Raw genomic sequence first — 21291 nt, 5'->3', positions numbered from 1 at the left:
GCTTCGCGCGGTCGGGGCTTCGCTGTCGGGATTTCGCGGGCAGGGCATAACGGGCAGGGCTTCCGGCCGGAAGCCTATGGCGGAAGCGCTCCTTGACCATGCTGCGCGAGCTCTATGACGTGGTGTTTCGCGTCGTGTGATGAATCGATGACGGCGGCTCTCCGCGCATCCGGCACGTGTTTGCGTCGAAGCATGAATCACGACGAGCACGACGTGGACGAAGAAAACGACGTGGACGAAGAAAACAACGAGAACAACGCGAAAGCCGCCCGGAACGCCCGCAACCTCACCCACCCGGCCCGCGACGCGGTCCGCAGGGCGGCGCGGGCGGCCGGGAAAGCGGCACGGACCACCGCGAGCACACGGACCGGGCGGCGGACGACGGCCGTGCTCGCGGCTGCGGGCATCGCCCTGACCGCCACGGCGGCGCTCTCGGCGATCAGCGAGAGCCACGCGGAACCGGCCGCCACGGGCAAGACCGCCGGGGCCTCCACTGTGACCGACCCGTCCCTGCCTCCGCCCAAGGTCGACATGGCGATCGTCCGGGAATCCGCAGACGGCGGCAAGAACGTCAATCTGACCATCGACGACGGACCCGACCCGCGCTGGACGCCCAAGGTCCTGGAAATTCTGGAGAAGTACCACGCCAAGGCGGTGTTCTGCATGATCGGCCCGAATGCCGCGGCGCATCCGGACCTCGTGAAGAAGGTGGTAGCCGCCGGCCACCGACTGTGTGACCATTCCATCAGCCATGACACCGCCATGGACAAAAAGCCCCTCGCCTATCAGCGGAAGGAAATCCTGGAGGCGAAACGGATGCTGGACGAGGCGTCGGGCGGTGCCAAGGTCTGGTATTACCGTGCCCCGGGCGGCGCCTTCACCCCGCAGAGCCGGCAGATCGCCGCATCCGAAAGCATGCGCAACCTCGGCTGGAACGTCGATCCCGACGATTACCGACGGCCCGGCACCGACACCATCGTGCGCGCGATAAAGAACCAGCTTCCCAAAGGCCCGACCATTCTCGTGCACGACGGCGGTGGCAATCGCGCCCAGACCGTCGAAGCTCTGGAACAGCTCCTGCCCTGGCTGCGATCACAGGGTTACGGCTTCAGCTTCCCCAAGGCGTAAGCACTCCCGGACGCCCGACCACCCGGACGCCCGGCCACCGGCCACCGGCGGACGCGAGCCGGATCCGGACGGGACGGGACGGGACAGACCTGCCGTGTCCTGCTCCTGTCCTGTCGGGACTGATGGGCGCGGGTGCGGGTGCGGGGGCAGACCGGGACGGGCCAGGGCCGACGGGCGCAGGTGCAGACGCAGGTGCGGGTGCAGACCGGACCGGGCCACGGCCGACGAGCGCAGGTACGGGCCGGACCGGGCCACGGCCGACGCCCCGGACGAGTCGGCTGTGGCGGCGACCCGCCCCGGTTGTGGCGCCCATGGGTTTTACGGCCGTAAAACCCACGGAAGCCGTACCCCGCCCCCACATCCCTACTTCCCCGCACCCCCACGCCGCCCAGCCTCACTCGCCATGCCCACCGCTATGCCGAGGACGATCATGACGGCGTAGCTGTAGACCTCGTAGCCCTCCACGACCAGATACCGCATGAACCCGAAGAGGTGGAACCAACCGACCCACTCCCCCAGCAGGCCACCGATCCCTCCGACGACGAGGATGAAACTGACGAGCCCGAGCAGGCCCCGAACAGGAGATTTCATACTTCGACGCTAGAAGTCGCCGACCCCGCCCCACATCGGCCACCGGCAGCCGATCGCACGACCGAAGTAGCCGGAACACGGGCCGGCGGTCATCCCAAAGTATCGACATGCCGCTCGCGAAGTCCCCGAAGCAGGTGCCGGGCGTTCCCAGGCCCCTCGCCCCGGCGGCCTGACCGTAGATTCGTCGATTATGCGTACGCGCCGCCTTCACCGTATCCACCGAACTCCCCGCGATTGGGCCGCCGACATCGGCCTCTTCCTCTTCGCGGCGTCCTTCGCCGCGATCAGCTCCCAGTCCCTGCCGGTCGCGAACGAGCTCAGCCCGGGGTGGCAGCTCGCCGACCAACTGGCGGGCGGGCTCGCGTGCGCGGCGGTGTTCCTGCGTCGGCGGTGGCCGGTCCCGCTGGCCGTCGTCCTGCTGGTGGGCGGCAGCCAGGCGCACTACCTGACCGGTCCGGCACTGGTCGCCGTCTTCACGGTCGCCGCCACGCGCCCATGGCGCCACACGGCCTGGGTCGCCGCGGTCGCCTTCGCCCCGCTGCCGGTCTTCCTCTACCAGGTGCCGGAGTACGAGGAGAGCCGCGCCGGCCCGGCGATCACGTACTTCGCCCTGCTCGCGGGGGCCGTCGGCTGGGGACTGTTCCGGCGCGCCCACCACCAGTTGATCGCCTCACTGCGGGAGCGGGCCGAGCGGGCGGAGGCCGAGGCGGCGCTGCGCGCGGAACGCGCCCAGCGGCGGGCCCGCGAGGAGATCGCACGGGAGATGCACGACGTGCTCGCGCACCGGTTGTCGCTGCTGAGCGTCCACGCGGGCGCGCTGGAGTTCAATCCGTCGGCCCCGGCGGCCGAGATCGAGCGCGCGGCCGGCGTGATCCGCGACAGCGCGCACCAGGCGCTCCAGGACCTGCGCGAGATCATCGGCGTCCTGCGCGCACCGGTCGACGACGGGCGCCCGCAGCCGACGCTCCGGGACGTGTCCCGGCTCGTCGAGGAGTCGCGAACGGCCGGGATGCGGATCCACTACGAGCCTCCCGCACAGATCACGGCACCCGAGGACGTGGGCCGTACGGCATACCGCATCGTCCAGGAGGGACTGACCAACGCCCGCAAGCACTCCCCCGACGCCCCGGTGCGCGTCACGATCACCGGCGGCCCGGGGCACGGTCTGGACGTGGAGGTACGCAACCCTTTGCCGGGGACGGCGGCCGGTCTCTCGCCGGAGGTGCGCAACCCTTTGCCGGAGGCGCCCGCCCGTTCGCCAGAGGCCCGTAAGCCTTTGCCGGAGACGCGCGGCCTTTCGTCGGAGACGCGCGGCCTTTCGTCGAAGGCGCGCGGCCTGCCCTCGGAGACGCGCGATCCGTCGCCGGACAGCCCGCAAGGCGATCCGTCGCCGGACGGCCCGCAAGCGGGACGGGCGCACCCCGGCACCGAGCCCCCGGCCACCGGTCGCCCGACCCCACCGGACATCCCCGGCGCAGGGCAAGGACTGATCGGCCTCACCGAACGGGCCACGCTGGCCGGCGGACGGCTGGAGCACGGCCGCTCCGGCACCGACTTCCGGCTGACGGCCTGGCTACCCTGGCCCGCGGACCACGAATAACCACCGGCCACGAACAGCCACCGGCCACCCGGGCCTCGCCCACCCAAGCCCCCGCCGTTCCCGTCACCCGCTCCCCACCGTGAGGTCACCCCGCCGATGAACGCTCCCGACCCGATCCGCGTGCTCATCGTCGACGACGATCCGCTCGTACGGGCCGGTCTGCGCCTGATGCTCGGCGGCGCGCCGGACATCGACGTGGTCGCCGAGGCCGCCGACGGCACCGAGGTGCGCCCCCTGGTCGCCGCGCACTCCCCCGATGTCGTCCTCATGGACATCCGGATGCCGGGCATGGACGGGCTCGCCGCCACCGAGGAGCTGCGCCGCAGTCCGGACGCGCCCGAGGTCGTCGTGCTGACCACCTTCAACACCGACGAACACGTGCTGCGTGCCCTGCGGGCGGGCGCGGCCGGATTCGTCCTGAAGGACACGCCGCCACGGGAGTTCGTCACCGCCGTACGGAAGGTCGCGGCCGGCGAACCGGTCCTGTCCCCCGCCGTGACGCAGCAGCTCATCGCCCAGGTCTCGGGCGGCGCGGGTCAGGACGCGCGGGCCGCCCGCGCCCGCGAACGGCTGGCGGTACTCGGCGAACGCGAACGGCAGGTCGCCGTCGCCGTGGGCCAGGGCAAGGCGAACGCGGAGATCGCGGCGGAGCTGTATCTCTCCGTCCCCACGGTCAAGACCCACGTCTCCCGCGTCCTGACGAAGCTGGGCCTCAACAACCGGGTACAGATCGCCCTCTTGGTCCACGACGCAGGCGAGTCGTAACCGGCACCGCCTCTGCCAGCCCTGCCCGCTGTCAGCGGCGCTTACGGTCCAAGGGCCGTCTTATGGTCCAAGGCCGTCTTACGGTCCGAGGGCCGCCCGAAGGCGATCGCCGCACGCCACGGAAGGACCGCACGGGCGCCCCGCATCAACCGCCGCCCGCTCCCCTGCCCTCATCCACTCCCGCGTCAATCCCGCAGCCAGCCAACCCTCGACGCCCCTCGACGCCCCACCACCCCCACCACCCCCCATCGCTCCCTACCCTTCCCCACCGCTCCTCACTTTCCCCAAAATACCCAATCGACCATCCCCCACAGGGAAGGTTAAGGTACTTTCATGAGTGATCGCTTCTACTCCGTGGAACAGGTCGCCGAGCACCTCGGGCTGCACGTACGCACCATCCGCAACTACGTGCGCGACGGGCGGCTCACCGCCGTCCGCATCGGCAAGCAGTACCGGATCGCGCAGGAGGACCTGGAGGCGTTCACCGGCCGCCCCATGCCCGGGCCCTCGGAAGAGGCGGCCGGGCGACGGCAGCACGCCGAGGTGCGGCAGCACAGCGAGGTGTCGAGCATCGTGGAGATCGACGGGATCAGCCGCGAGACGGCCGATCGCCTGACCATCCTCCTGGTGGGCTCGGCAACCAACCATCGCCCGGACGACGATCCGTTGCGGATCGAAACGGCCTACGACGCGGAGCGGAACCGGCTCAAGGTCATCGTCCTGGGCGGCTTGGGCCCCACCGCCCGAGTGCTCGACTACATAGAGGGGGTACTCACGTCATGAACACGATCTACAAATCGGAAGTCGGCGCCAAGGAACTGCGACGGCGCTACCAGGCGGGACTGGACGCCTGGCCGGTCCCCGCCGAGCACATACGGGTGCCGACCCCCGAGGGGGAGACCTTCGTCGTCGTCTCAGGACCCGAGGACGCGCCGCCCGTCCTGTTACTCCACGGTTCGGGGTCGAACACCTCGATGTGGCTGCGCGACGTCGCCTCCTGGGCACAGCACTTCCGCACGTACGCCCTCGACCTCATAGGCGAGCCGGGCCTGAGCGCGCCGTCCCGCCCGCCCCTGGCCTCCGACGCCTATGCGCTGTGGTTGGACGAGGTGCTGGACGACCTCGGAGTCGAAAGCACGTCGGTCGTCGGGATGTCTCTCGGTGGCTGGGTGGGACTGGACTACGCCATCCGCCGACCGGAGCGGGTGACGCGCCTGGCCCTGCTGTGCCCCGGCGGAGTCGGGAGACAGCGGATGGGCGGAGTGGTCAAGGCCCTGCTCCTACGCCCCTTCGGCCGTTGGGGGATGCGCCGCTCCGTAGTGGGCCTCGCGGGCCTGGACCCGGCGCACGGGCCGGACGTCCTGGACCACGTGATGCTGACCTTCGAGCAGTTCAGGCCGCGGACGGAGCGGCTGCCCATATTCCCCGACGAAGTGTTGAGCCGCCTGACCCTGCCCATGATGGTGACGGTCGGAGCCCGCGACGCCATGTTCGACTCCCAGGGCACGGCTCGGCGCATACGCCAGTGCGTCCCGCACGCGACCGTGAACGTCCTGCCCGAGGTCGGACACTCGATCTTCGGCCAGACCGAATCCATCCTGGCGTTCCTCCGCGACGGACACGACGAACTCAACGAACGCGACTGATCTCGCCGACTGCGGTCCGTGGGGCCGAAGAGCCATAGGGCCGAGGGGCCGAAGGGTCTTAGGCCCCATCGGCCTCTCGGGCTGTAGGGCGGAACGGCGCACCCTGCGCCAGCGCACTCTGCATCAGCTCACGGTGTGCCATCGCCCTGCCGCCGTCAGTCCTCCGCCACCTCCGTGTTCTGGCAGGCGACCAAGCGCCACTGGCCGTCCTCCTTGGCCATGACGTACAACGGACTCCCCTCGTTGCCGATCTGCTCCCCGTCCAGCGTCAGATACCGCTGCCGCACCTTGACTGCGGCGACATCGGGACGGATGAACAACACGTGCACGACCTCGTACGTGGCCGTGGACCCCTTCATCGCCCCCGGGAGCACCTGCCGGGTGAACGCGGAGATCGCATCGCGGCCGATGAGGCGTTTGCCGTGACCGGTCGTCCAGATCGCGTCGGCCCGGAACAGGCCGACGAACTCGTCACACAGTTCATTCTGCTGGGAGTGTTCGAGCACGGCGACCAACTCCTTGATCGCCGCGGTCTCCACCTCGCGCGTCCGCGCGTCGACAACTGCCGTATCCCTGTCCATTGCCGTATCCATGTCCATGCGGAGCAGCCTGGGACATCAACCACGCTTGAGGTCAACCGCGCAGACGGCAGACCGGTGCACTCGCCCCTCCCGCACCCACCACCTCGCCGTCCTCTCACGACCACCGCACCCGAGCAGCCGAGCAGCCGAGCAGCCGAGCGTGGTCGCTGAGCTGGGCAGGCGGCAACAAACGGCTGTGCCCGCTATCGGACGGCTCGCATGGCCTGCGGACGAGCAGATGCGCTGCCGTGTCCCGCCCGATGCGCACCGTCACAGATCGCTATGGGCCGACACGCTTGCCTCCCCCTCCGATCCCCTCATCGCACGTCCGTACGTTTGTCCCGTGCGGCGGGGGGTACCCCCGGTGGACGTTCGATCTTCCACGCGTCCAGGATTCGATCTCCCACCCGTCCAGGAGGATGAGGATGAGCGACCCTCAGACAGGCGGTCTTCCGCTCGCCGACTTCGACGAACTGCCGGTCGGCGAGTTGGAGCACCGCATTCGGTCCCTGACCTCCGGGGAACTGGAAGAACTGCTCCGGCACGAGCGGGCACACGCCGACCGAGCCGCCGTGGTCCAGCTCCTGACCGCACGGCTCGGTCAGTTGGAACGGGGTGGTACGCCGTCTCCAGGTGGTTCCGAGCCCAGGCCCGCGGGGTCGCAGCCCTCGCGGAGTTCCTCTCCGGTCTCGCCGAGCACTTCCGCGGAACCGATCCACCCGCCCCCGCACGGCCACCCCGGACAACCGGGCAAGCCCAAGGGGAACCAGGCGTGAGCTGAGAGCGGACCGGGGGCGCGGGGGCAGCCCGCTTCTCCGGCGCACTGGAGGTCGCGTCATCCACGAGGACAGCACCAGGCCGGGCGGAACGGGCCACCACCGGCCGGCAACTCGCCGAGACCTCACCCTCGATCGTCGCGCTCCACCTCGGCTTCCGCGATCGCCTCAGCGACGAAACCCGGCGCACGCTCCACACCAGGCCCGGCCTGACCGATCCGGAAGATCTGCGCCCGCGCCCGGCCCGGGACCTCCTCGTCACCACGTTCCACACCCACTCCGCCATGGATCAGTGGGTGAAGCAGCCCGGACCGAAAATCCTCCCCGACCTGCGCTCCCGGCTGCGGTACGCACTCACCGCGGCAGTGCCAGCCACCCCACCTCCACCGGCGCCCCCGCGCCCGATGACGGGCGGGAGTGAACAACGGGCGCCCCCTGGGCGGGACACCACCACGCCGGTACACCAGCCGAGAAAGTCACCATCGGCAGCGTGGGCCTCGGCACGCCTCTCTTACCCGACGCGACAGGCGGCGCGCGTCCCGGTCTTCCTGAGTCACTTCCACTTGCGTCTGGCGTGGGCGCGGTTTGACCTTTTTTACGACGGAAGAGTGCGCCATGTCCGTCGGTTTTACGGCCGTAAAACCGACGGGCATGGCGTCTGGACGGGGACGGTGCGGGCCGGGACGAGGACGCGGTGCCAGCCGGGGCGAGGCCCTGGGAGAGGGCGAGGCGCCTGGGCGGGGAGGATCCGCGGAGGGGAGGCAGGGGGCTGGGGAGGGAAGGCAGGGGGGCCGGGGAGGGAAGGCAGGGGGGCCGGGGAGGGGCTGGGAGTTTTACGGCCGTAAAACTCGGCGGGCTGTTTTTACGGCCGTAAAACGGTCCGGACCGAGACAGCCGTCGTTCTTGCGTGGCCGGAGCGGCGCCGTAAACCCGCACGGGTACGCTCCACCGGGGCGAGGGTCGGCCCCCACACCACCGCCAGCCCCGCCGCTTCGCCACGCGGGCCCGACGTAAGGATTCGTCATCATGAACGCCTCCGCACGGCAGGACGCACTCGACGCGCTCGCCACCCAGGACGCGTTGACCGGTCTGGACTTCACGGGGGTGGACCTGCGTACGGCGCTGGCTCGCCGCGGGTCCCGGCTGGTGTTGCGGGACTGCGTGATCAGCCGCGCGGACCTGCGCGATGCCGACCTGACCGGGGCCACCTTCGAGAACTGCACCGCCGTGGGCGCAGACCTCTCACGGGCCGTGCTGGCGGAAGCACGTTTCGTCGGCGGCTCGTTCGCCACCGCCGACTTCCGCGAGGCCGACCTGGGCGATGCCGCGTTCACCGATACCGACCTGGCCAACGCCTGCCTCAGCCGGGCCATGCTGGACGACGTCACCTTCACCGGTTGCCGGATGACCGGGGCCGACCTGTCCGCGTTGCAGGGCTTGGCGGTCACCCTCACGTTCAGCGGCTGCTCGATGCAGCTCGTGGACCTGCACGGTACGGCGCTGCGCGGCATCCGCGTCAGCCGTTGCGACCTGACCGAGGCGAACCTGGCCCGTACCGACCTGAGAGACGCGGTCTTCGAGGACTGCCGTCTGCGGGAAGTCCACTTCCAGGACACCCGCCTGTCCGGGGCGGACCTTCGCGGCGCCGACCTCGGCGAGATCACCGAGCGCGTGATCCCCCTACTGCGCGGCGCGATCATCTCGCCGGAGCAGGCCGCGGATGTCTGCTCCGCGCTCGGTCTTCAGGTGGCCGAGACGATCGCCCGGGGCGTCGGCTGACATCGCCGGCTGACATCGCCGGTTGAGTTCGTCGGCTGAGCGTTCGCCGGCTGAACTCGTCGCCGGGATTGGCACCGGAGTCGGCACCAGGCTCGGCACCGAGTTCGTCACTGACTTCGGCGGTGCTCTGGAGCAACTCCGCCAGTGCGGGGGAACGCGGCGGGAACGCCGCCCTGTTCTCCGGAGGTGGCGTTCAAGGCGATGCACGACCGGATACCCCGCGAGCAAGAGACGAGCAAGAGAACGGAGCAGGTGGTCCCGGCGTGCTCGGCGCCAGGCCGGAAAGCGCCTACGGACACGGCCTCTCCTTTGCCACGAAGGGCATGTGCCGATTGCATGTGTGCTGCCGTACGGCATCTCACAGGGAGGGCGTGGCTGTGCCAAGACCCAAGGTTCATACGGCCAGACGGAGAACGTTCACCGCGCGGGGCGGGATAAGGGGCGCGGCGGCGCTGTTCGGCGTCGCCGCATTCCTCGTTTCGGCGGTTCCTGCCGGGGCGGCGGCTGCCGCGGCGCCACCCGGCGGCGTGGAGCGGGCCTCCACCGGGCACGGCACCGTGTCCGGCCGGGAGCAGACCGCCGGTGGGGACGCCGACGTGCTGCTGACCGGGACCCATACGACCGGCGGAGACGGCGCGCCCGGCGCGGGAGGCGGCTGGTGGACCGTGTCGGTGGCCGCCCAGGACGGCTCGCGGCCGGACACGGTGTGGGCCGGGCGCCTGGACGGCACCGGCGAGAAGCAGCGGATCAGTCCCGACGACGGACGCGACCACGTGCATCCGGTCACCGACGGGAAGACCGTGGTGTGGTCGGCCTACCAGGGCAGGTGGTGCTACCTCCTGGCGCGGCCACTCGACGGCGGGCCGGTACAGGAGCTGGTCTCCAGCCAGGGCATCGGCTGTGCTTTCACCTCGCTGGGCGTCGAGGGAAAGACCGTGACCTACACGGACGTCGGCTACAAGAGCCGCACCACGCGCGCGGTGTACCTGCGGATGGGGGAGACCGGACCGATCGGCATCCCTCCCTCCGGGAACGGAAACCCGCGAGGGCTGTCGACGGGCAGTCCGTCCCTGAGCAACGGCAGGATCGCGTTCAACGACTGCCAGTACAAGGCCGACACCGGCACCACCTGCCGGATCGCGGTCCTGGAGGTCGCGACGGGCCAACGCACCGTGGTGTCCGGCGCGATGTTCCCCGGGTCGTCCGCCCTCACCTCCCAGTACGTCTACTGGCTGGAGGCGAAGGACGGAGGAGCCGGGCCGAAGGTGCTGCACCGGGCGAACCTGGACGGTTCGGACCCCATCGTCATCGACCCGGGCTCGGGCAAGGACGCGCTGCTCCTTGACCGCATGACCGTCTCGGAGGACGCGGTGACCGTCGCCGCCCGGACCGCCGACGGCGGCACGGGCCCCGAGACCGCGGCCAAGTTGTGGCAGTTCTCGCCGGACGGCACGCGCCGGGAGCGGGTCTCCTGCAACAGCGGCGACCAGCTCTTTCCCGCCTCCGCGGGCGGCCAACAGGTGGTGTGGATCGACACGACCACCGGCTCGACCGACCTCGTGACGCGCACACAGCCGGCCGGCACCTGCGAGTGACCGACTGACCTGCCCTGCCCTGTCCACGATCGGCGAACAATCGGCCGTCTCCCACGCCCCCGGCGGCAGCGCCGGGGGCGTCCTGGGCCTGCCCGTGACCGGTCCGCTCAACCAGTGCGGCGGCGCGGACGCAACGTTGACGAACAGCCTGCCCCTTCCGCAGGACGTCCGCTCCGTAGCCGACCCATTCCGCCTCCGGCCCGCCCGCCCCACTCCATCCCGCCCCACCCCACTGATGAACGAACCGGCCCGCTTGCCCGCTTGCCCGCCTGCCACAGATAGTCACTGACCAGGGGGTACGACACAGGTTCACCCCCTGACGGGCACAACACGCGACGTTCAGAAGCCGCCCGCTCGCCCCAACGAATGCCCGGTTCGCAGCGGATGCGGATGCGGATGCGGATGCGGGTGCGGATGCCGACGCGGACGCGGACGCGGACGCGCCCACGTTCGTAGCATGCCGCTGCTACCGGATCGCCGCCCTACGCCCCCGCCGCCGCACGCCCCGCCCGACCCGCGAGCGCTTGCAGGTAGGCCACCAGTTCCGGCGGATCGTGCACCTCGAACTCGCAGCCGAGCACGAGCAGCCGAGACGCCATCCATTCCAGGGTGTCCGCGCTTCCGTGCAGGCGGCAGCTTGACCCGTCGATCGGCTGGACCTGTTCCGGAGGGGTGTTCAGCCCGGCGATCACCTGCTCGGCGGGGAGGTGGACCGTGGCCCGTACTTCGTACGTGGGGGCCAGCGCGTACATCTTGCGGGCGACGAAGGACGCCGCGTCCGAGTCGGGCGGTTCACGGGGCGGGACGCGTACGCCGGTGGGCGATGTGCCCCACCGCTCAGGGCTGGCCGGCGGGCTGACGGTGCCGCGCCCCAGGACGAACCGAGCAGCAGAGGAAGCGCATCGGGTCCTGTCCGGGTGCTCACATCGAGGGCGGTGGCCCGCAGTGGCCTTGGTGGGCGCCCGTCGGGGCACGGCATTTCACGGCGCCTCGCTGTGCGGGCACCAGACGCCGCGAGCTGATCGGACGCCCGTTATGTCCGGAACCGGAACCTTCAGACGGAGATGATCTCCCAGCGTTGCCACGGCTGGTTCATGCACTCCCGCATGAACAGGACGCTGCCGTTGGAGTCGAGGCAGCGTGTGGAGTACTGCGTCTTCAGCATCATGACGTTCTCGACGATCTCACGTCCCTCCCAGCGTTGCGCCGCGCCGCCGTTGCAGTACTTCGAGTAGGCCTCCCAGTTGTTGTTGTCCATGCACAGGCCTGTGCCGAGGTTTTTGAAGTTCCAGTGGGTGCCCACCGGGATCTGGTGGAACTTCTGACTCGGGTTGCTGGAGTCGCAGGGTCTCAGGACGAGGTTGTCGGGCCTTCCGTCGCCGCCTTCGTCGAGCACACACGTGCCGCGCTGCACGTTCTTGATCATGACTATGCGTCCGGCAGGGAGTTCCCCGGCTCCGGACTCTTCGGCCATGGCCGGCGCCGATATGGCAGCAAGGGCCCCCACCGCTGCCATGATGCTCACCAAACGTCGCATTTCGCGTTCCTTTCCTCTGAGTTGATTGGCCACCGCCCCGGGGGCGCGGCATTCCTCACGGCATCGGGAAACCGGCTTGCGGGGGAGGTGGACGGGCCGTTTGCGACTGGTCGCAACGGTCTTCCTGTCCGGCATTCGGACATCCGTCTCCACGCTCGCGCGTCCAAGGGCTCGTACGACACTCAGACGAGGCAACCGGATGAATCGAGCGCTGAAGGCTGCTGGTACGGACCTGAGCGCCAGGGTGGGGGCTGGGCTCGGTGACGAAAAACGTCAAGCTGAAGGGGGCCGGGTGTCCGCCCCACTCCGTCGGCTCTGCGTCACGAGATCGGCGACCACCGGTCCTCACGGACGGTGGCACGCCGGAGGGCTGGGTAAACGCCCACTTCGTCGGCCCGGATGCGGAATACCCCGGGCCCTCGGTCGATCGATTGGTCTCCTTGCAGAGATCACAAGAGGGGACGCTGATGGCCGAGCTGATGACGCTCCGGCGAGACGCGAACGGGCGGGATGTCGAGCTTCCCGGTTCGACGGTGGCGCTGGAGGTGGAGCTGCAGCGGCGGGTCGAGGCTGGTTTGGAGCAGATGCTCGGCATCCGGTTCGTGGCGTCGGAGTACGCGACCGGTCCGTGGCACCGGGGCGGATCGACACGCTGGGGCTGGACGAGAACGGCAGCCCGGTGGTGATCGAGTTCAAGAAGGGCTCCGACAGTGAGGTCCTGTCGCAGGCCGTCTCGTATCTGTCCGCTCGGCGGAGTCGTCCTACACCAGCCAGTCGGTCTCCCCCGCCGCGTCCGCCCGGGACTGGGCGGCTTGGAGTATCCGCTCGGAGGTGCCGCCCAGGGCCTACCGGCGAAAACGGGTTGCGGCGTGTGGCAGGTGCCGTACCGCTCGGATGCCGCCAGGCCGTTCCGGTGCGGAACTTCCACATGATCCCGTTGAGCACGATTCGGTCGTCCAACTGCTCCCGCCCACGAAAGGACTCGGGCAGCAGCGGACAGAGGAATTCCCCTACCGCATCGGACAGTACATGCCGAACATGCCGACGTATCACCCGACGTGATCCACCACCCAAAATCAATTGAAGCTGTGGCCTGGGACCACATCACGCGAAGTTCGCATCGGGGTGACATATCGTCCGGATCGCGTTGTGAGCGTGCCGTCGGGATACGCGCAGGTCGCATGCCACCCGAAAGGCGTGCTCGGATTGTCCTGGCTCGTTGGGGTGCTGAGACTGAAGCTGCATACGCGCCCCCGCCGCGCTGTCGCCCCGGGCGCGCGACCAAACCGATGACGGAGTGATGCCCCATGCACGCATCCCTGGCCCTCGCCGCAGCCGCCCTCGTGGGGGCCTCCATTGCCCCGGCCGCCCACGGGAGCGCGGAACCGCCTCGATCCCCGGCTGAACGCGCGGGTTCTGCGCCGCAGGCGTACCAGAGTCGGCTGAACCTGGTGGGGACTGACCTGTGCTTGCAGGCGAGTTCCGCTGGCGGCGCGACAGTGGAGAAGTGCGACAAGAGTGAAAGAGATCAGTGGATGACCCCGGTCAGGCTGTCCGCTCCTCCCAACACCGGGTGGATTCTCCTCAAGTCGGTCAACAGGGCAACCTGTCTGCAAGCTCTGGGAAACAACAGCACGAAATTCACGACGTGCAGCAAGAGTGACTCCTCTCAGGTATGGCGCAGCCAAGCCGGCGGGAAGTTCAAGGTGAGCAAACCGGACAGGTGGCTCACTGCCGACAGGCAGGCAGGGGCTGCCGCCGTTGTGGGCAGTACGCAGACGGAATGGCACTACATCGACTGAGAGGCCGCCGCATTCTCCCGATGTTTCATCCCGGAATTGGCATTTGATCCTGTGATGCCGCCTCGCGCCAGGAGACGGTGGTCTCGCCGGTGAGACGGCGGCTCATGAGGTCGACCATCGCGAGCTGGATCATGGCTTCGGAGCGGTGCGGGTGGGTTTCGCAGTCGCGGGCCAGGCGGCGGTGGAACATCGGCCACCCCAGCGTCCGCTCGACGCACCACCGGCGGGGCAGCGGGACAAACCCCCTGGTGGCGGTCTCGCGGCGGACGATTTCCATGTCGATGCCCAGGATGGCGGCGTGCTCGACGAGGCGCTGGCGGTAGCCGCCGTCCACCCACACCTTGCGCAGGCGTGGGCGGGCGGCGGAGACCCGGTCGAGCAGGCGGGTGCCGACGGCGGAGCCCTGCACGCCGGCGTCGGTGACCAGCACCGCCGGCAGGAGGCCGACCGTGTCGACCGCGACGCTGCGCTTGCGGTCCACGATCTTCTTGCCCGCCTCGATGCCCGGTCCGCAGGCCGGGACGCTGGTGGCGGTCTTGACACCCTGAGAGTCGATCACGCATACGGACGGCTCCGCGTCCCGCCCTTCCTGCTGCCGTAACAGCCGCCGCAGCACTCTGGTGAGCTGGGCGAATACCCCGTCCTTTTGCCACTTGGCGAAGCAGCCGTAGCAGGTCCCCCAGGGTGGGAAGTCGTGCGACAGGTAGCGCCACCGCACCCCCGGTGCGGTCCACGTACAAGATCGCGTCCATGATCTCGCGCAGGTCGCGTCCGGGTGGGCGGCCGATCTCCGGGGCGTGTCGGCGCCGCCGGGCCCGCCAGGCGCTCAGCGCCGGTTCGATCGACTCCCAGCGGGCGTCGTGGCCCGAGGAACACCGCTGTCAGATCGTGCGCTAAGGATTCGTCGGCACTGGTGGGTGGCTGACGGGACACCGGTGGTCGGACGGCCGCGGAGTCGTCCCCCAGATAACGCCCTGTTATCTGGGGGAGCTTGATCCGTCACCTGCGGTGACGTTCTCCGGGCCGTAGGCGAAGCGGTCCTGCTATCCGTGGCAAGGGGGAGCGGCGCCCGCCGTCGTGCAAGTGCCGGCCGGGAAGGCGGTGACCGTCCGCCCGGCGGCGGACGCCTTCCTCGTCTCGCTCGGCGCCCCGCCAGCCCTCGGCTTCCCGCATCTCCTCGGCGTGCGTACGGGCCGTACCGTCCCGTCCCGGTCGCCGTACAGCTTCAGACACGAGGCGTCCTCGATGTCCAGCTGCCCGGCCAGGTACTCGGCCACCTCCGCCGGCACCTGCCGCGGGTCCGGCACGAACCGGCCCAGGAACCGCACGCTCGTCAGCTGGACCGCGAACCCGAGCCGGTTGTGCGCACGCCTCTTGGCCTGCACCGCCTCCCGGTCCGCGTCATCCAGGAAGCAGTACCGCTCCAGCTCCGCCGCGAGGGCACCTCGTGAAACGACCCGTACCGGGCCGCCTGCTCGTCCGTCAGGAACTCGACCGCCACAACAGCTCTCCGAAGATTGACAACAACGACCCTCGAAGGCTCCGCCGCTCAATCACCCCAGGTCAAAGCACCAAACCACCCAGCGAACCCTTAGCGGACGACCTGACACGGATGTTCCCCAGCCCCCGTCTCTGCCTCGCCCATGCCCGGTCCGGCTTGTCCGGTGCGTGTGCCCGGCTTGCGGCCCGCTACTCCTGTGGTGCGGGCGGTGCGCCTACCCCGTCACCGTCCGAAGCCGATTACCTCCCCGCCGAACACGCAAAAAACTATGTCGGCCGCAGTAGAAATCGGGTGGCGGCGGGGTTATGCTTTCTCTCGTAACCCAGAGAGACCGCAAGGTCCGGCAGAGACGAACTGCCGGGCAGCAGGACCCGCACATGCAGCACGCAGGACGGTGCGGCGGTGGAGTCCCGAAGCCATAGCTGGTGCAGGACGGCGACGGGGCTGACGGCCGCACCGGGTGGCCCGCAGTAACAGGGGCCGCCGCAGCAGTACCCCGGTGAAGGCGTCGGCTGCAGGCGCGCGCACCGGGAAACAAGGCAGCAGGTTCCACGCCAGAGCAGGACGGGCAACGGGCCGGCAGCCGGAAGGCGGCGCTGCCACAGGCCGCTGAGCAGTTCGCATCATCAGCAGTACGCAGCAAAGCAGTTGATCACCGAGGGAAGAACGGAGGAGCGGTCGCCATCAGGATCGCCCGGGCGCACGTCTGAGGCCCGGGTACCGCAGGACATCGATAGTGAGGTGGTCTCCGGTCAAGCAACCGCGATCCCCGCAGCCCTGGCAGCCTTTCGGCCGGGCCCGCGGACACAGAAGGCCGGCGCATGACCAAGGCCGGCAGATGGTGTAGCAGTTCCTTCGGGGCCCGGGTGCCAGTAGGCATCCGGGCCCCTCGACGCGTTCCATGAAAGAGGTTCAATGACAGCAGACAACTCGTACGACCGGCTCGACGACGAGGACTACCCCGCCTACACCATAGGGCGGGCCGCCGAAATACTCGGCACCACCCAGGGATTTCTCCGCGCCATCGGCGAAGCCCGCCTGGTCACCCCGCTCCGCTCCGCCGGCGGCCACCGCCGCTACTCCCGTTACCAGCTGCGCATCGCCGCCCGCGCCCGTGAGCTCGTCGACCAGGGCACTCCCATCGAGGCCGCCTGCCGCATCATCATCCTCGAAGACCAGCTCGAAGAAGCCCGGCGGATCAACGCCGAGTACCGCCGCGCCGCCGAACGGCCGGACCCGCCGACCGCGACCTGAGACGGACGGGGGCAGGAACTCCCCCGAGAGATCCGCGGCCCCCATCCGCGCACGCCGTCCGGAACGCGCAGGGTTCGGGACGCATCGGCCTCGCCTCCCAGCGCCTGGGACCGGGAACGGCCTCCGGCCACGGGCGCCGCGCCCGGACAAGCCGCCGTCCCCCACAATCCGCGGCGACAGGACCCGACGAAACCTGATGGGTTCGGACGCCGGCTGAGCAACCTGATCCTTCACCTCACCGATCACGGCCGCCGAGCGATGCGGTCTCTGCCTGGATCAGACACTCGGCACCGCCATCGCGAAGCCGCTGGGCTCACTGGCGGCGTTCCACCGTTTGTGGGCGCGTGACCAGTTGCGGAGTCCCGGAGGTGTGGTCGACCCAGATCACCTGTCGGCCGCCAGGGGTGGCGACCCCGGCCTGTTCGCCGGGGTTGCAGGAGACCTGGCGCCGGGTGCCGTCGGTGGGGAACTGCCGGAGCTTGTCCGGGCTCGGGTCGGCGGGATCGGCCGCTGTCCGGGCGGAAACGGTCACCGCGTCCTCGGAGGCCGCCAGGCCGTCGGCCCACAGCGCCTCGGGGCCGTTCCCAGGGCTGAGGTCCACCACGTTCGCCCCGTCCAAGTCCGCGCGGCGGACCGCGAGCGGTGCGCTGTCGTGGTCCTCCTGCACCAGCCAGTAGACGTGTTTGCTGGTGATCGCGGTCGACAGGTCGCTCCCGGGAGGGCTGAGCTGCCCCGCCCTCGTGAACGTGCCGGTGGCGGTGTCGAAGAGCTCGGCACCGTAGGCCAGACCGGGCCCGGACCGGTAGTACATACAGGAGCGCCAACAGCCGGGCGGGAGTGGCGGTCATGGGCCCGTGATGTCCCGCAATATAGGCCGGGAACTGTCCTATACGGCCGTTATCGTCGTCCTCAGCCGGTCCAGCCGCAGGGGCACGGCTCGCGAGCGCGCCGCACCCGGAGAGCGCCGCACCCCGAGAGCGCCACACCCGGAGAACGCTGAGGAGACGAATCCGCCATGACCGAAGCCAGGATGCCGGGAACCGCGAAGTCGGAAACCGTCACGACCGAAACCGCCAAGTCCGAGACCACCAGGGCCGAAACAGCCAAGTCCCAGACCACCAGGACCGGAACCGCCATGACCCAGACCATCCAGACCACCCAGACCCCCCGGACCGAAACCGCCATGACCGAGCCCGCCATCCGCCCCTTCCGCATCGACATCCCCCAGGCCGACCTGGACGACCTCGGCAACCGGCTGGCCGCCACCCGCTGGTCCCGGCAGCTCCCCGGGGAGGGCTGGTCCCGCGGCGTCCCCGTCGACTACCTCAAGGAACTGCTCACCTACTGGCGCGAGGGCTACGACTGGCGTCGGCAGGAGGCGAAACTGAACGAGTTCCCGCAGTTCATGACCGAGATCGACAACCACGACGTCCATTTCCTGCACATACGCTCCGCCGAGCCCGAAGCCCTCCCGCTGCTCCTCACCCACGGCTGGCCGAACTCCTTCCTGGAGTTCGTCGACCTGATCCCTCGGCTGACCGACCCGCGGGCGCACGGCGGCGAACCGTCCCAGGCGTTCCACGTCGTCATCCCCTCCGTGCCCGGCTTCGGCTTCTCCGAGCCGCCGCGCGGAACCGGCTGGAACATCGCTCGCGTGGCGGGCATGTGGGCCGAGCTGATGCGCCGCCTCGGCTACGACCGGTACGGCGTCCAGGGTGGCGACCTCGGCGCGTACATCGCCCCCGAAGTGGCCAAGGCCGCCCCCGAACACGTCGTCGGCGTCTACGTCATCGGCGGCCTCGGCTTCCCGACCGAGGCGGACGTGCCGACCATGACGGACGAAGAACGCGCGGCCTACGCACATCTCCAGGAGCAGGACTGGATGAACGGCGTCGACCACCACGCGCTCCTGCGCGCCGCGCCGCAGACCTTCGCCTACGGGTGGCAGGACTCCCCGGTCGCCGCCCTGGCCTGGATGACGCAGAAGTTCAAGGAGTTCACCACCGCGGACGCGCTTCCGGACGAGCTGATCGACCGGGACGCCATCCTCACGAACGTGACGCTGTACTGGCTCACCGACACGTTCGGCACGTCGTCCTGGCCCATGTACGACAGCACGGGTTTCGGCTGGCCGGAGGGCCAGAAGGCGGTGCCGACGGGCGTCTACAGCGGGACGCCCGGCTTCCGGCGCCTCGCCGAGCGGGACAACACCATCGTCCACTGGCCGCTGGACAACCCGGCCGGGCACCACTTCGTGGCGATGGAATTGCCGGACGCCTTCGCGGCCGACCTGCGGGTCTTCTTCGGGAAGGTCCGCTGACGCCGGGGCTGGGGGCCGGGGGCCGGGAGCCGAGTGCCGGGCGCGGCTGTCCGGCCGCCACTCGGGCTCGTCCGCTGACGCCGGGGCTGGTGCCGGGTGGGGCTGTCCGACTGCCGCTCGGGCTCGTCCGCTGACGCCGGGGCTGGAGGCGGGGGCCGGGAGCCGGGTGCCGGGCGCGGCTGTCCGGCCGCCACTCGGGCTCGCCGATGGAGGAGGCCGACCGCAGACGGGTACTCGTTGCCGCGCCAACGGACCGATCAGCCGATGGCCAGCGGGAGTCTCCCAGCCAGCTCTCCCAGTGCGGCCCTCTGCGATCCGTCCGGGGCACGCCGTCCGGTGCCGATCAACAGCGCGTCCCGGTCCGAGAACGACGGCGGGAACGCCGCCCCCGCGATCTCCTCCAGCATCTCGCGCGACCGGGCGAGCGCTTCGGCGGGCGGTTCCGCCGCGTCTGTGAGGTACGCGATCAGGTCGAGGTGGTGCAGCGTCCATTCCAGGACGTACGCGGAGAGGTAGTCACCCGTGGTGAGCACCACGTCGCGGGTGCTGACCCGGACCTCGGGATCCGCGAGTTCGGCGGCGCGACCGGCTGCCGATCCGACATCGTCCAAGTGGAACTTGAGCAGCCACGGCTGTTCGTACGCGGCGGCCAGCCGAACGATCAGCGCGTCGAGCGGATCGTCACCGGTCGGGGGCTCGACGATGTCCCAGTAGGTCACCGCGTCCCGGTTCGGTTCCGCTTCGGTGGGGGTGACGAGGGTGATCAGGACGTCCTGAGCGTCGATGATCAGGTGGCACACCAGGTCCCGCACGAGCCACCCGGCGCAGCCGGACGGCCGCGCGAAATCCTCGTCCGGAAGTTCGGCCACCGCCGTGCGCAGCGCCGTCCAAGAGTGCGAAAAGAGGTCCACGGCCGCAAGCTAGCAACGCCCGGCTCTTACTGCGACCGAATTCGACCGGCACCCGAACGTGGGCCTCATCCGGCGGATCTCGGGCTCCCCTGCCGAACGCAGGCTCCCTGCGGATCTCGGTCTCCCCCGGTCGGACGCAGGCTCCCCGGCGGCTCTCGGGATCCCCGGTCGAACTCGGACTCCCCCCGGCGGACCCGCTCCTCGACCCGGCACACGTCAGACCAAGACTCCTCCGGCGAACGCGGCACCCCTCCCCGAGAGACGAACCGGGCCAAGTCGGCGCCCGCCCCAGGCCGGCCCCACCGGACGCGCCGTAATCTGGACGGACCAGCGAGTCCTCACCCGCCGACGCCCCGAAGCGGAGCCGCCCATGAGCACACCACGGGACCTGCTGATCACGGCCCTGGACGTGGCGCCCAGTCGCCCGCTGGAGCAAGGCGAGCTGTCCCTCGCACTGGCCGGAGCCGAGCTGATCGACCTCCTGTCCGCCCAGGCCATCGCTCTGGACGGTGATCACATCGTGCCCGGCTCCCGGCCCGCCCCCGGAGACCGCCTGCTGGACGAGGCCGCGTCGTCGGTCGTGCGACGAGTGCCGTACGAGTCGGTGGAGGATTGGCTGTGGCGCAGGGGACGAGGGCTGTCCTCCGCCTATCTGGCCGCGCTGGAGAGCGAAGGGCAACTCGTCCGTCGGCGCCGCCGCTTGAAGCTCTCCGGTGCCGGTCCCTTCGCCCTCGCCGATTCGCCCGATCGCCGCCGGGCGGCGGACCGCCGGGCATCGGGTGAGCCCGTCCTCGCCGCCCTCGCGTCGTCCGTCGGCATCCACGAGGAGCGGACGGACGAGCATGAGCCTCCAAGCGGGGACGAGTCTCCGAACGTGGATGACGACGGGGTGGCGACGGTGCTGGCCGCCGTCAACGACGCACTGCTGGAACTGGAAGCCGTTCGGCAACGGCGAGCCGTCGAAGAAGCCGCGTTCGACAACATTTGGCGCGGTGGCTGACGGCGATATGCCCGCTCCCGTCGCATTCGTAGCCGTCCCGTGGTCGGTGCGTCGGTTGGTCTGTCGGTCGGTCGTGAACGCGAGGGCATATCTCGGGGCAATCAGACCGCACCAGCGGAGCGACCGGAGCGGGGACCGCCTCCGCCAGTGACGCTCCCGGGACGTTCGGCGGTCTTCTTCTCCGTCGCAGCAGGTCATGCCACCGGTCGAAGCGCCGAAGTGCCGAGGCGTCGAAGAGCGTCGAGATGCCACCCGATGCCACCTGTCACCTGCCACCTGCCACCACACCAAGGCCGTGGTGATCGAGCTCGCCGACGAACACCATGCGCGTCTCGTCATCCAGGTGATCGCAGCACCGAAGGCGACCGTCGCCCTCATCGAGGCGAACCTCGCGACGCACTGAGCTCGCCTCTTACGCAAGCCGAGCCTGCCTCTTACGTGCACGGGTCCACTACCACGCCACGCGGCGCGGCGGCACGGCGGCCCGGCAGCGCAGTGCGTCGCA

General features: G+C 69.9%; 18 protein-coding genes and 3 pseudogenes. 12 read left to right on the top strand and 9 right to left on the bottom strand.

What is annotated here, in order from left to right; all coding sequences use genetic code 11:
* The first annotated feature begins 192 nt into the window (after nucleotides 1–192).
* Nucleotides 193–1128 (top strand): polysaccharide deacetylase family protein, encoded by a 936-nt coding sequence (locus ABZX96_RS02225; protein WP_355536369.1) that lies wholly within the window; start codon nucleotides 193–195, stop codon nucleotides 1126–1128.
* 363 nt (nucleotides 1129–1491) lie between these two features.
* Here ABZX96_RS02225 and ABZX96_RS02220 read toward each other — a convergent pair whose 3' ends face one another.
* Nucleotides 1492–1719, bottom strand: coding sequence for a hypothetical protein (locus ABZX96_RS02220; protein WP_355536366.1), 228 nt, complete (start codon nucleotides 1717–1719; stop codon nucleotides 1492–1494).
* Nucleotides 1720–1909: 190 nt separating this feature from the next.
* Here ABZX96_RS02220 and ABZX96_RS02215 point away from each other — a divergent pair, with 190 nt between their 5' ends.
* From ABZX96_RS02215 to ABZX96_RS02200, 4 genes are all read left to right on the top strand, one after another.
* Entirely contained in the window at nucleotides 1910–3319 is a 1410-nt protein-coding gene (locus tag ABZX96_RS02215; protein WP_355536363.1) for a histidine kinase, read from the top strand.
* Nucleotides 3320–3415: 96 nt separating this feature from the next.
* A complete protein-coding gene (locus ABZX96_RS02210) occupies nucleotides 3416–4084 on the top strand; it encodes a response regulator transcription factor (RefSeq protein ID WP_355536360.1) in 669 nt (222 codons plus the stop codon).
* Nucleotides 4085–4417: 333 nt separating this feature from the next.
* Nucleotides 4418–4867: a helix-turn-helix domain-containing protein gene (locus tag ABZX96_RS02205; RefSeq protein WP_355536357.1), complete on the top strand. Its 450-nt coding sequence runs from the start codon at nucleotides 4418–4420 to the stop codon at nucleotides 4865–4867.
* Nucleotides 4864–5730, top strand: coding sequence for an alpha/beta fold hydrolase (locus ABZX96_RS02200; RefSeq protein ID WP_355536354.1), 867 nt, complete (start codon nucleotides 4864–4866; stop codon nucleotides 5728–5730). The genes ABZX96_RS02205 and ABZX96_RS02200 overlap by 4 nt, the downstream gene beginning before the upstream one ends.
* Nucleotides 5731–5885: 155 nt before the next feature.
* On the opposite strand, the gene ABZX96_RS02195 is transcribed toward ABZX96_RS02200, so the two are convergent.
* Nucleotides 5886–6311: an SgcJ/EcaC family oxidoreductase gene (locus tag ABZX96_RS02195; RefSeq protein ID WP_355536351.1), complete on the bottom strand. Its 426-nt coding sequence runs from the start codon at nucleotides 6309–6311 to the stop codon at nucleotides 5886–5888.
* A 425-nt stretch (nucleotides 6312–6736) separates the two neighbouring features.
* Here ABZX96_RS02195 and ABZX96_RS02190 point away from each other — a divergent pair, with 425 nt between their 5' ends.
* The gene (locus ABZX96_RS02190; RefSeq protein WP_355536348.1) at nucleotides 6737–7087 is read left to right on the top strand and encodes a hypothetical protein; all 351 of its coding nucleotides are present in this window, start codon (nucleotides 6737–6739) and stop codon (nucleotides 7085–7087) included.
* A gap of 125 nt (nucleotides 7088–7212) precedes the next feature.
* Here the strand turns inward: ABZX96_RS02190 and ABZX96_RS02185 are convergent, their stop codons facing one another.
* Nucleotides 7213–7359: a hypothetical protein gene (locus tag ABZX96_RS02185; protein ID WP_355536345.1), complete on the bottom strand. Its 147-nt coding sequence runs from the start codon at nucleotides 7357–7359 to the stop codon at nucleotides 7213–7215.
* 754 nt (nucleotides 7360–8113) lie between these two features.
* On the opposite strand from ABZX96_RS02185, the gene ABZX96_RS02180 reads away from it, so the two are divergent.
* Together ABZX96_RS02180 and ABZX96_RS02175 are read left to right on the top strand one after the other, a co-directional pair.
* Nucleotides 8114–8866: a pentapeptide repeat-containing protein gene (locus ABZX96_RS02180; RefSeq protein ID WP_355536342.1), complete on the top strand. Its 753-nt coding sequence runs from the start codon at nucleotides 8114–8116 to the stop codon at nucleotides 8864–8866.
* Between the two features lie 377 nt (nucleotides 8867–9243).
* Nucleotides 9244–10461, top strand: a complete 1218-nt coding sequence (locus ABZX96_RS02175) for a hypothetical protein (protein WP_355536339.1) — start codon at nucleotides 9244–9246, stop codon at nucleotides 10459–10461.
* A gap of 482 nt (nucleotides 10462–10943) precedes the next feature.
* On the opposite strand, the gene ABZX96_RS02170 is transcribed toward ABZX96_RS02175, so the two are convergent.
* Together ABZX96_RS02170 and ABZX96_RS02165 are read right to left on the bottom strand one after the other, a co-directional pair.
* Complete coding sequence (locus tag ABZX96_RS02170; protein WP_355536336.1) at nucleotides 10944–11435, bottom strand: WYL domain-containing protein; 492 nt, start codon at nucleotides 11433–11435, stop codon at nucleotides 10944–10946.
* Between the two features lie 80 nt (nucleotides 11436–11515).
* Complete coding sequence (locus tag ABZX96_RS02165; RefSeq protein ID WP_355536334.1) at nucleotides 11516–11998, bottom strand: RICIN domain-containing protein; 483 nt, start codon at nucleotides 11996–11998, stop codon at nucleotides 11516–11518.
* A 467-nt stretch (nucleotides 11999–12465) separates the two neighbouring features.
* On the opposite strand from ABZX96_RS02165, the pseudogene ABZX96_RS02160 reads away from it, so the two are divergent.
* Nucleotides 12466–12743: pseudogene (locus ABZX96_RS02160) on the top strand (hypothetical protein); the annotation flags it as partial.
* 1082 nt (nucleotides 12744–13825) lie between these two features.
* Here the strand turns inward: ABZX96_RS02160 and ABZX96_RS02155 are convergent.
* Nucleotides 13826–14642 (bottom strand): annotated as a pseudogene (locus ABZX96_RS02155) (IS5 family transposase).
* A 307-nt stretch (nucleotides 14643–14949) separates the two neighbouring features.
* Nucleotides 14950–15301 (bottom strand): annotated as a pseudogene (locus ABZX96_RS02150) (DUF4158 domain-containing protein); the annotation flags it as partial.
* Between the two features lie 915 nt (nucleotides 15302–16216).
* Between ABZX96_RS02150 and ABZX96_RS02145 the strand changes: the two are divergent.
* Complete coding sequence (locus ABZX96_RS02145; RefSeq protein ID WP_355536331.1) at nucleotides 16217–16555, top strand: MerR family transcriptional regulator; 339 nt, start codon at nucleotides 16217–16219, stop codon at nucleotides 16553–16555.
* A 313-nt stretch (nucleotides 16556–16868) separates the two neighbouring features.
* Here the strand turns inward: ABZX96_RS02145 and ABZX96_RS02140 are convergent, their stop codons facing one another.
* Entirely contained in the window at nucleotides 16869–17366 is a 498-nt protein-coding gene (locus tag ABZX96_RS02140; RefSeq protein ID WP_355536328.1) for a hypothetical protein, read from the bottom strand.
* A gap of 204 nt (nucleotides 17367–17570) precedes the next feature.
* On the opposite strand from ABZX96_RS02140, the gene ABZX96_RS02135 reads away from it, so the two are divergent.
* Nucleotides 17571–18875 carry an epoxide hydrolase gene (locus ABZX96_RS02135; RefSeq protein ID WP_355536325.1) on the top strand — a complete coding sequence of 435 codons (1305 nt, stop codon included), beginning with the start codon at nucleotides 17571–17573 and terminating at the stop codon, nucleotides 18873–18875.
* Between the two features lie 257 nt (nucleotides 18876–19132).
* Here the strand turns inward: ABZX96_RS02135 and ABZX96_RS02130 are convergent, their stop codons facing one another.
* Nucleotides 19133–19786 carry a maleylpyruvate isomerase N-terminal domain-containing protein gene (locus ABZX96_RS02130; protein WP_355536322.1) on the bottom strand — a complete coding sequence of 218 codons (654 nt, stop codon included), beginning with the start codon at nucleotides 19784–19786 and terminating at the stop codon, nucleotides 19133–19135.
* Nucleotides 19787–20156: 370 nt separating this feature from the next.
* On the opposite strand from ABZX96_RS02130, the gene ABZX96_RS02125 reads away from it, so the two are divergent.
* Complete coding sequence (locus ABZX96_RS02125) at nucleotides 20157–20786, top strand: GPP34 family phosphoprotein (RefSeq protein ID WP_355536319.1); 630 nt, start codon at nucleotides 20157–20159, stop codon at nucleotides 20784–20786.
* Nucleotides 20787–21291: the final 505 nt, after the last annotated feature.

It is taken from the genome of Streptomyces sp. NPDC003077, assembly GCF_040611095.1.
Classification (GTDB): Bacteria; Actinomycetota; Actinomycetes; order Streptomycetales; family Streptomycetaceae; genus Streptomyces.
Note: the sequence above shows the minus strand (reverse complement) of the source record. Positions and strands in the feature narration are given on the sequence as shown.

Bases quoted from the DNA above. Each gene is read 5' to 3' on its own strand.
- ABZX96_RS02195 (WP_355536351.1), bottom strand. From the start codon at position 6,311: ATGGACAGGGATACGGCAGTTGTCGACGCGCGGACGCGCGAGGTGGAG.
- ABZX96_RS02125 (WP_355536319.1), top strand. From the start codon at position 20,157: ATGAGCACACCACGGGACCTGCTGATCACGGCCCTGGACGTGGCGCCC.
- ABZX96_RS02220 (WP_355536366.1), bottom strand. From the start codon at position 1,719: ATGAAATCTCCTGTTCGGGGCCTGCTCGGGCTCGTCAGTTTCATCCTC.
- ABZX96_RS02190 (WP_355536348.1), top strand. From the start codon at position 6,737: ATGAGCGACCCTCAGACAGGCGGTCTTCCGCTCGCCGACTTCGACGAA.
- ABZX96_RS02205 (WP_355536357.1), top strand. From the start codon at position 4,418: ATGAGTGATCGCTTCTACTCCGTGGAACAGGTCGCCGAGCACCTCGGG.
- ABZX96_RS02135 (WP_355536325.1), top strand. From the start codon at position 17,571: ATGACCGAAGCCAGGATGCCGGGAACCGCGAAGTCGGAAACCGTCACG.
- ABZX96_RS02225 (WP_355536369.1), top strand. From the start codon at position 193: ATGAATCACGACGAGCACGACGTGGACGAAGAAAACGACGTGGACGAA.
- ABZX96_RS02210 (WP_355536360.1), top strand. From the start codon at position 3,416: ATGAACGCTCCCGACCCGATCCGCGTGCTCATCGTCGACGACGATCCG.
- ABZX96_RS02180 (WP_355536342.1), top strand. From the start codon at position 8,114: ATGAACGCCTCCGCACGGCAGGACGCACTCGACGCGCTCGCCACCCAG.
- ABZX96_RS02140 (WP_355536328.1), bottom strand. From the start codon at position 17,366: ATGTACTACCGGTCCGGGCCCGGTCTGGCCTACGGTGCCGAGCTCTTC.
- ABZX96_RS02145 (WP_355536331.1), top strand. From the start codon at position 16,217: ATGACAGCAGACAACTCGTACGACCGGCTCGACGACGAGGACTACCCC.
- ABZX96_RS02200 (WP_355536354.1), top strand. From the start codon at position 4,864: ATGAACACGATCTACAAATCGGAAGTCGGCGCCAAGGAACTGCGACGG.
- ABZX96_RS02215 (WP_355536363.1), top strand. From the start codon at position 1,910: ATGCGTACGCGCCGCCTTCACCGTATCCACCGAACTCCCCGCGATTGG.
- ABZX96_RS02165 (WP_355536334.1), bottom strand. From the start codon at position 11,998: ATGCGACGTTTGGTGAGCATCATGGCAGCGGTGGGGGCCCTTGCTGCC.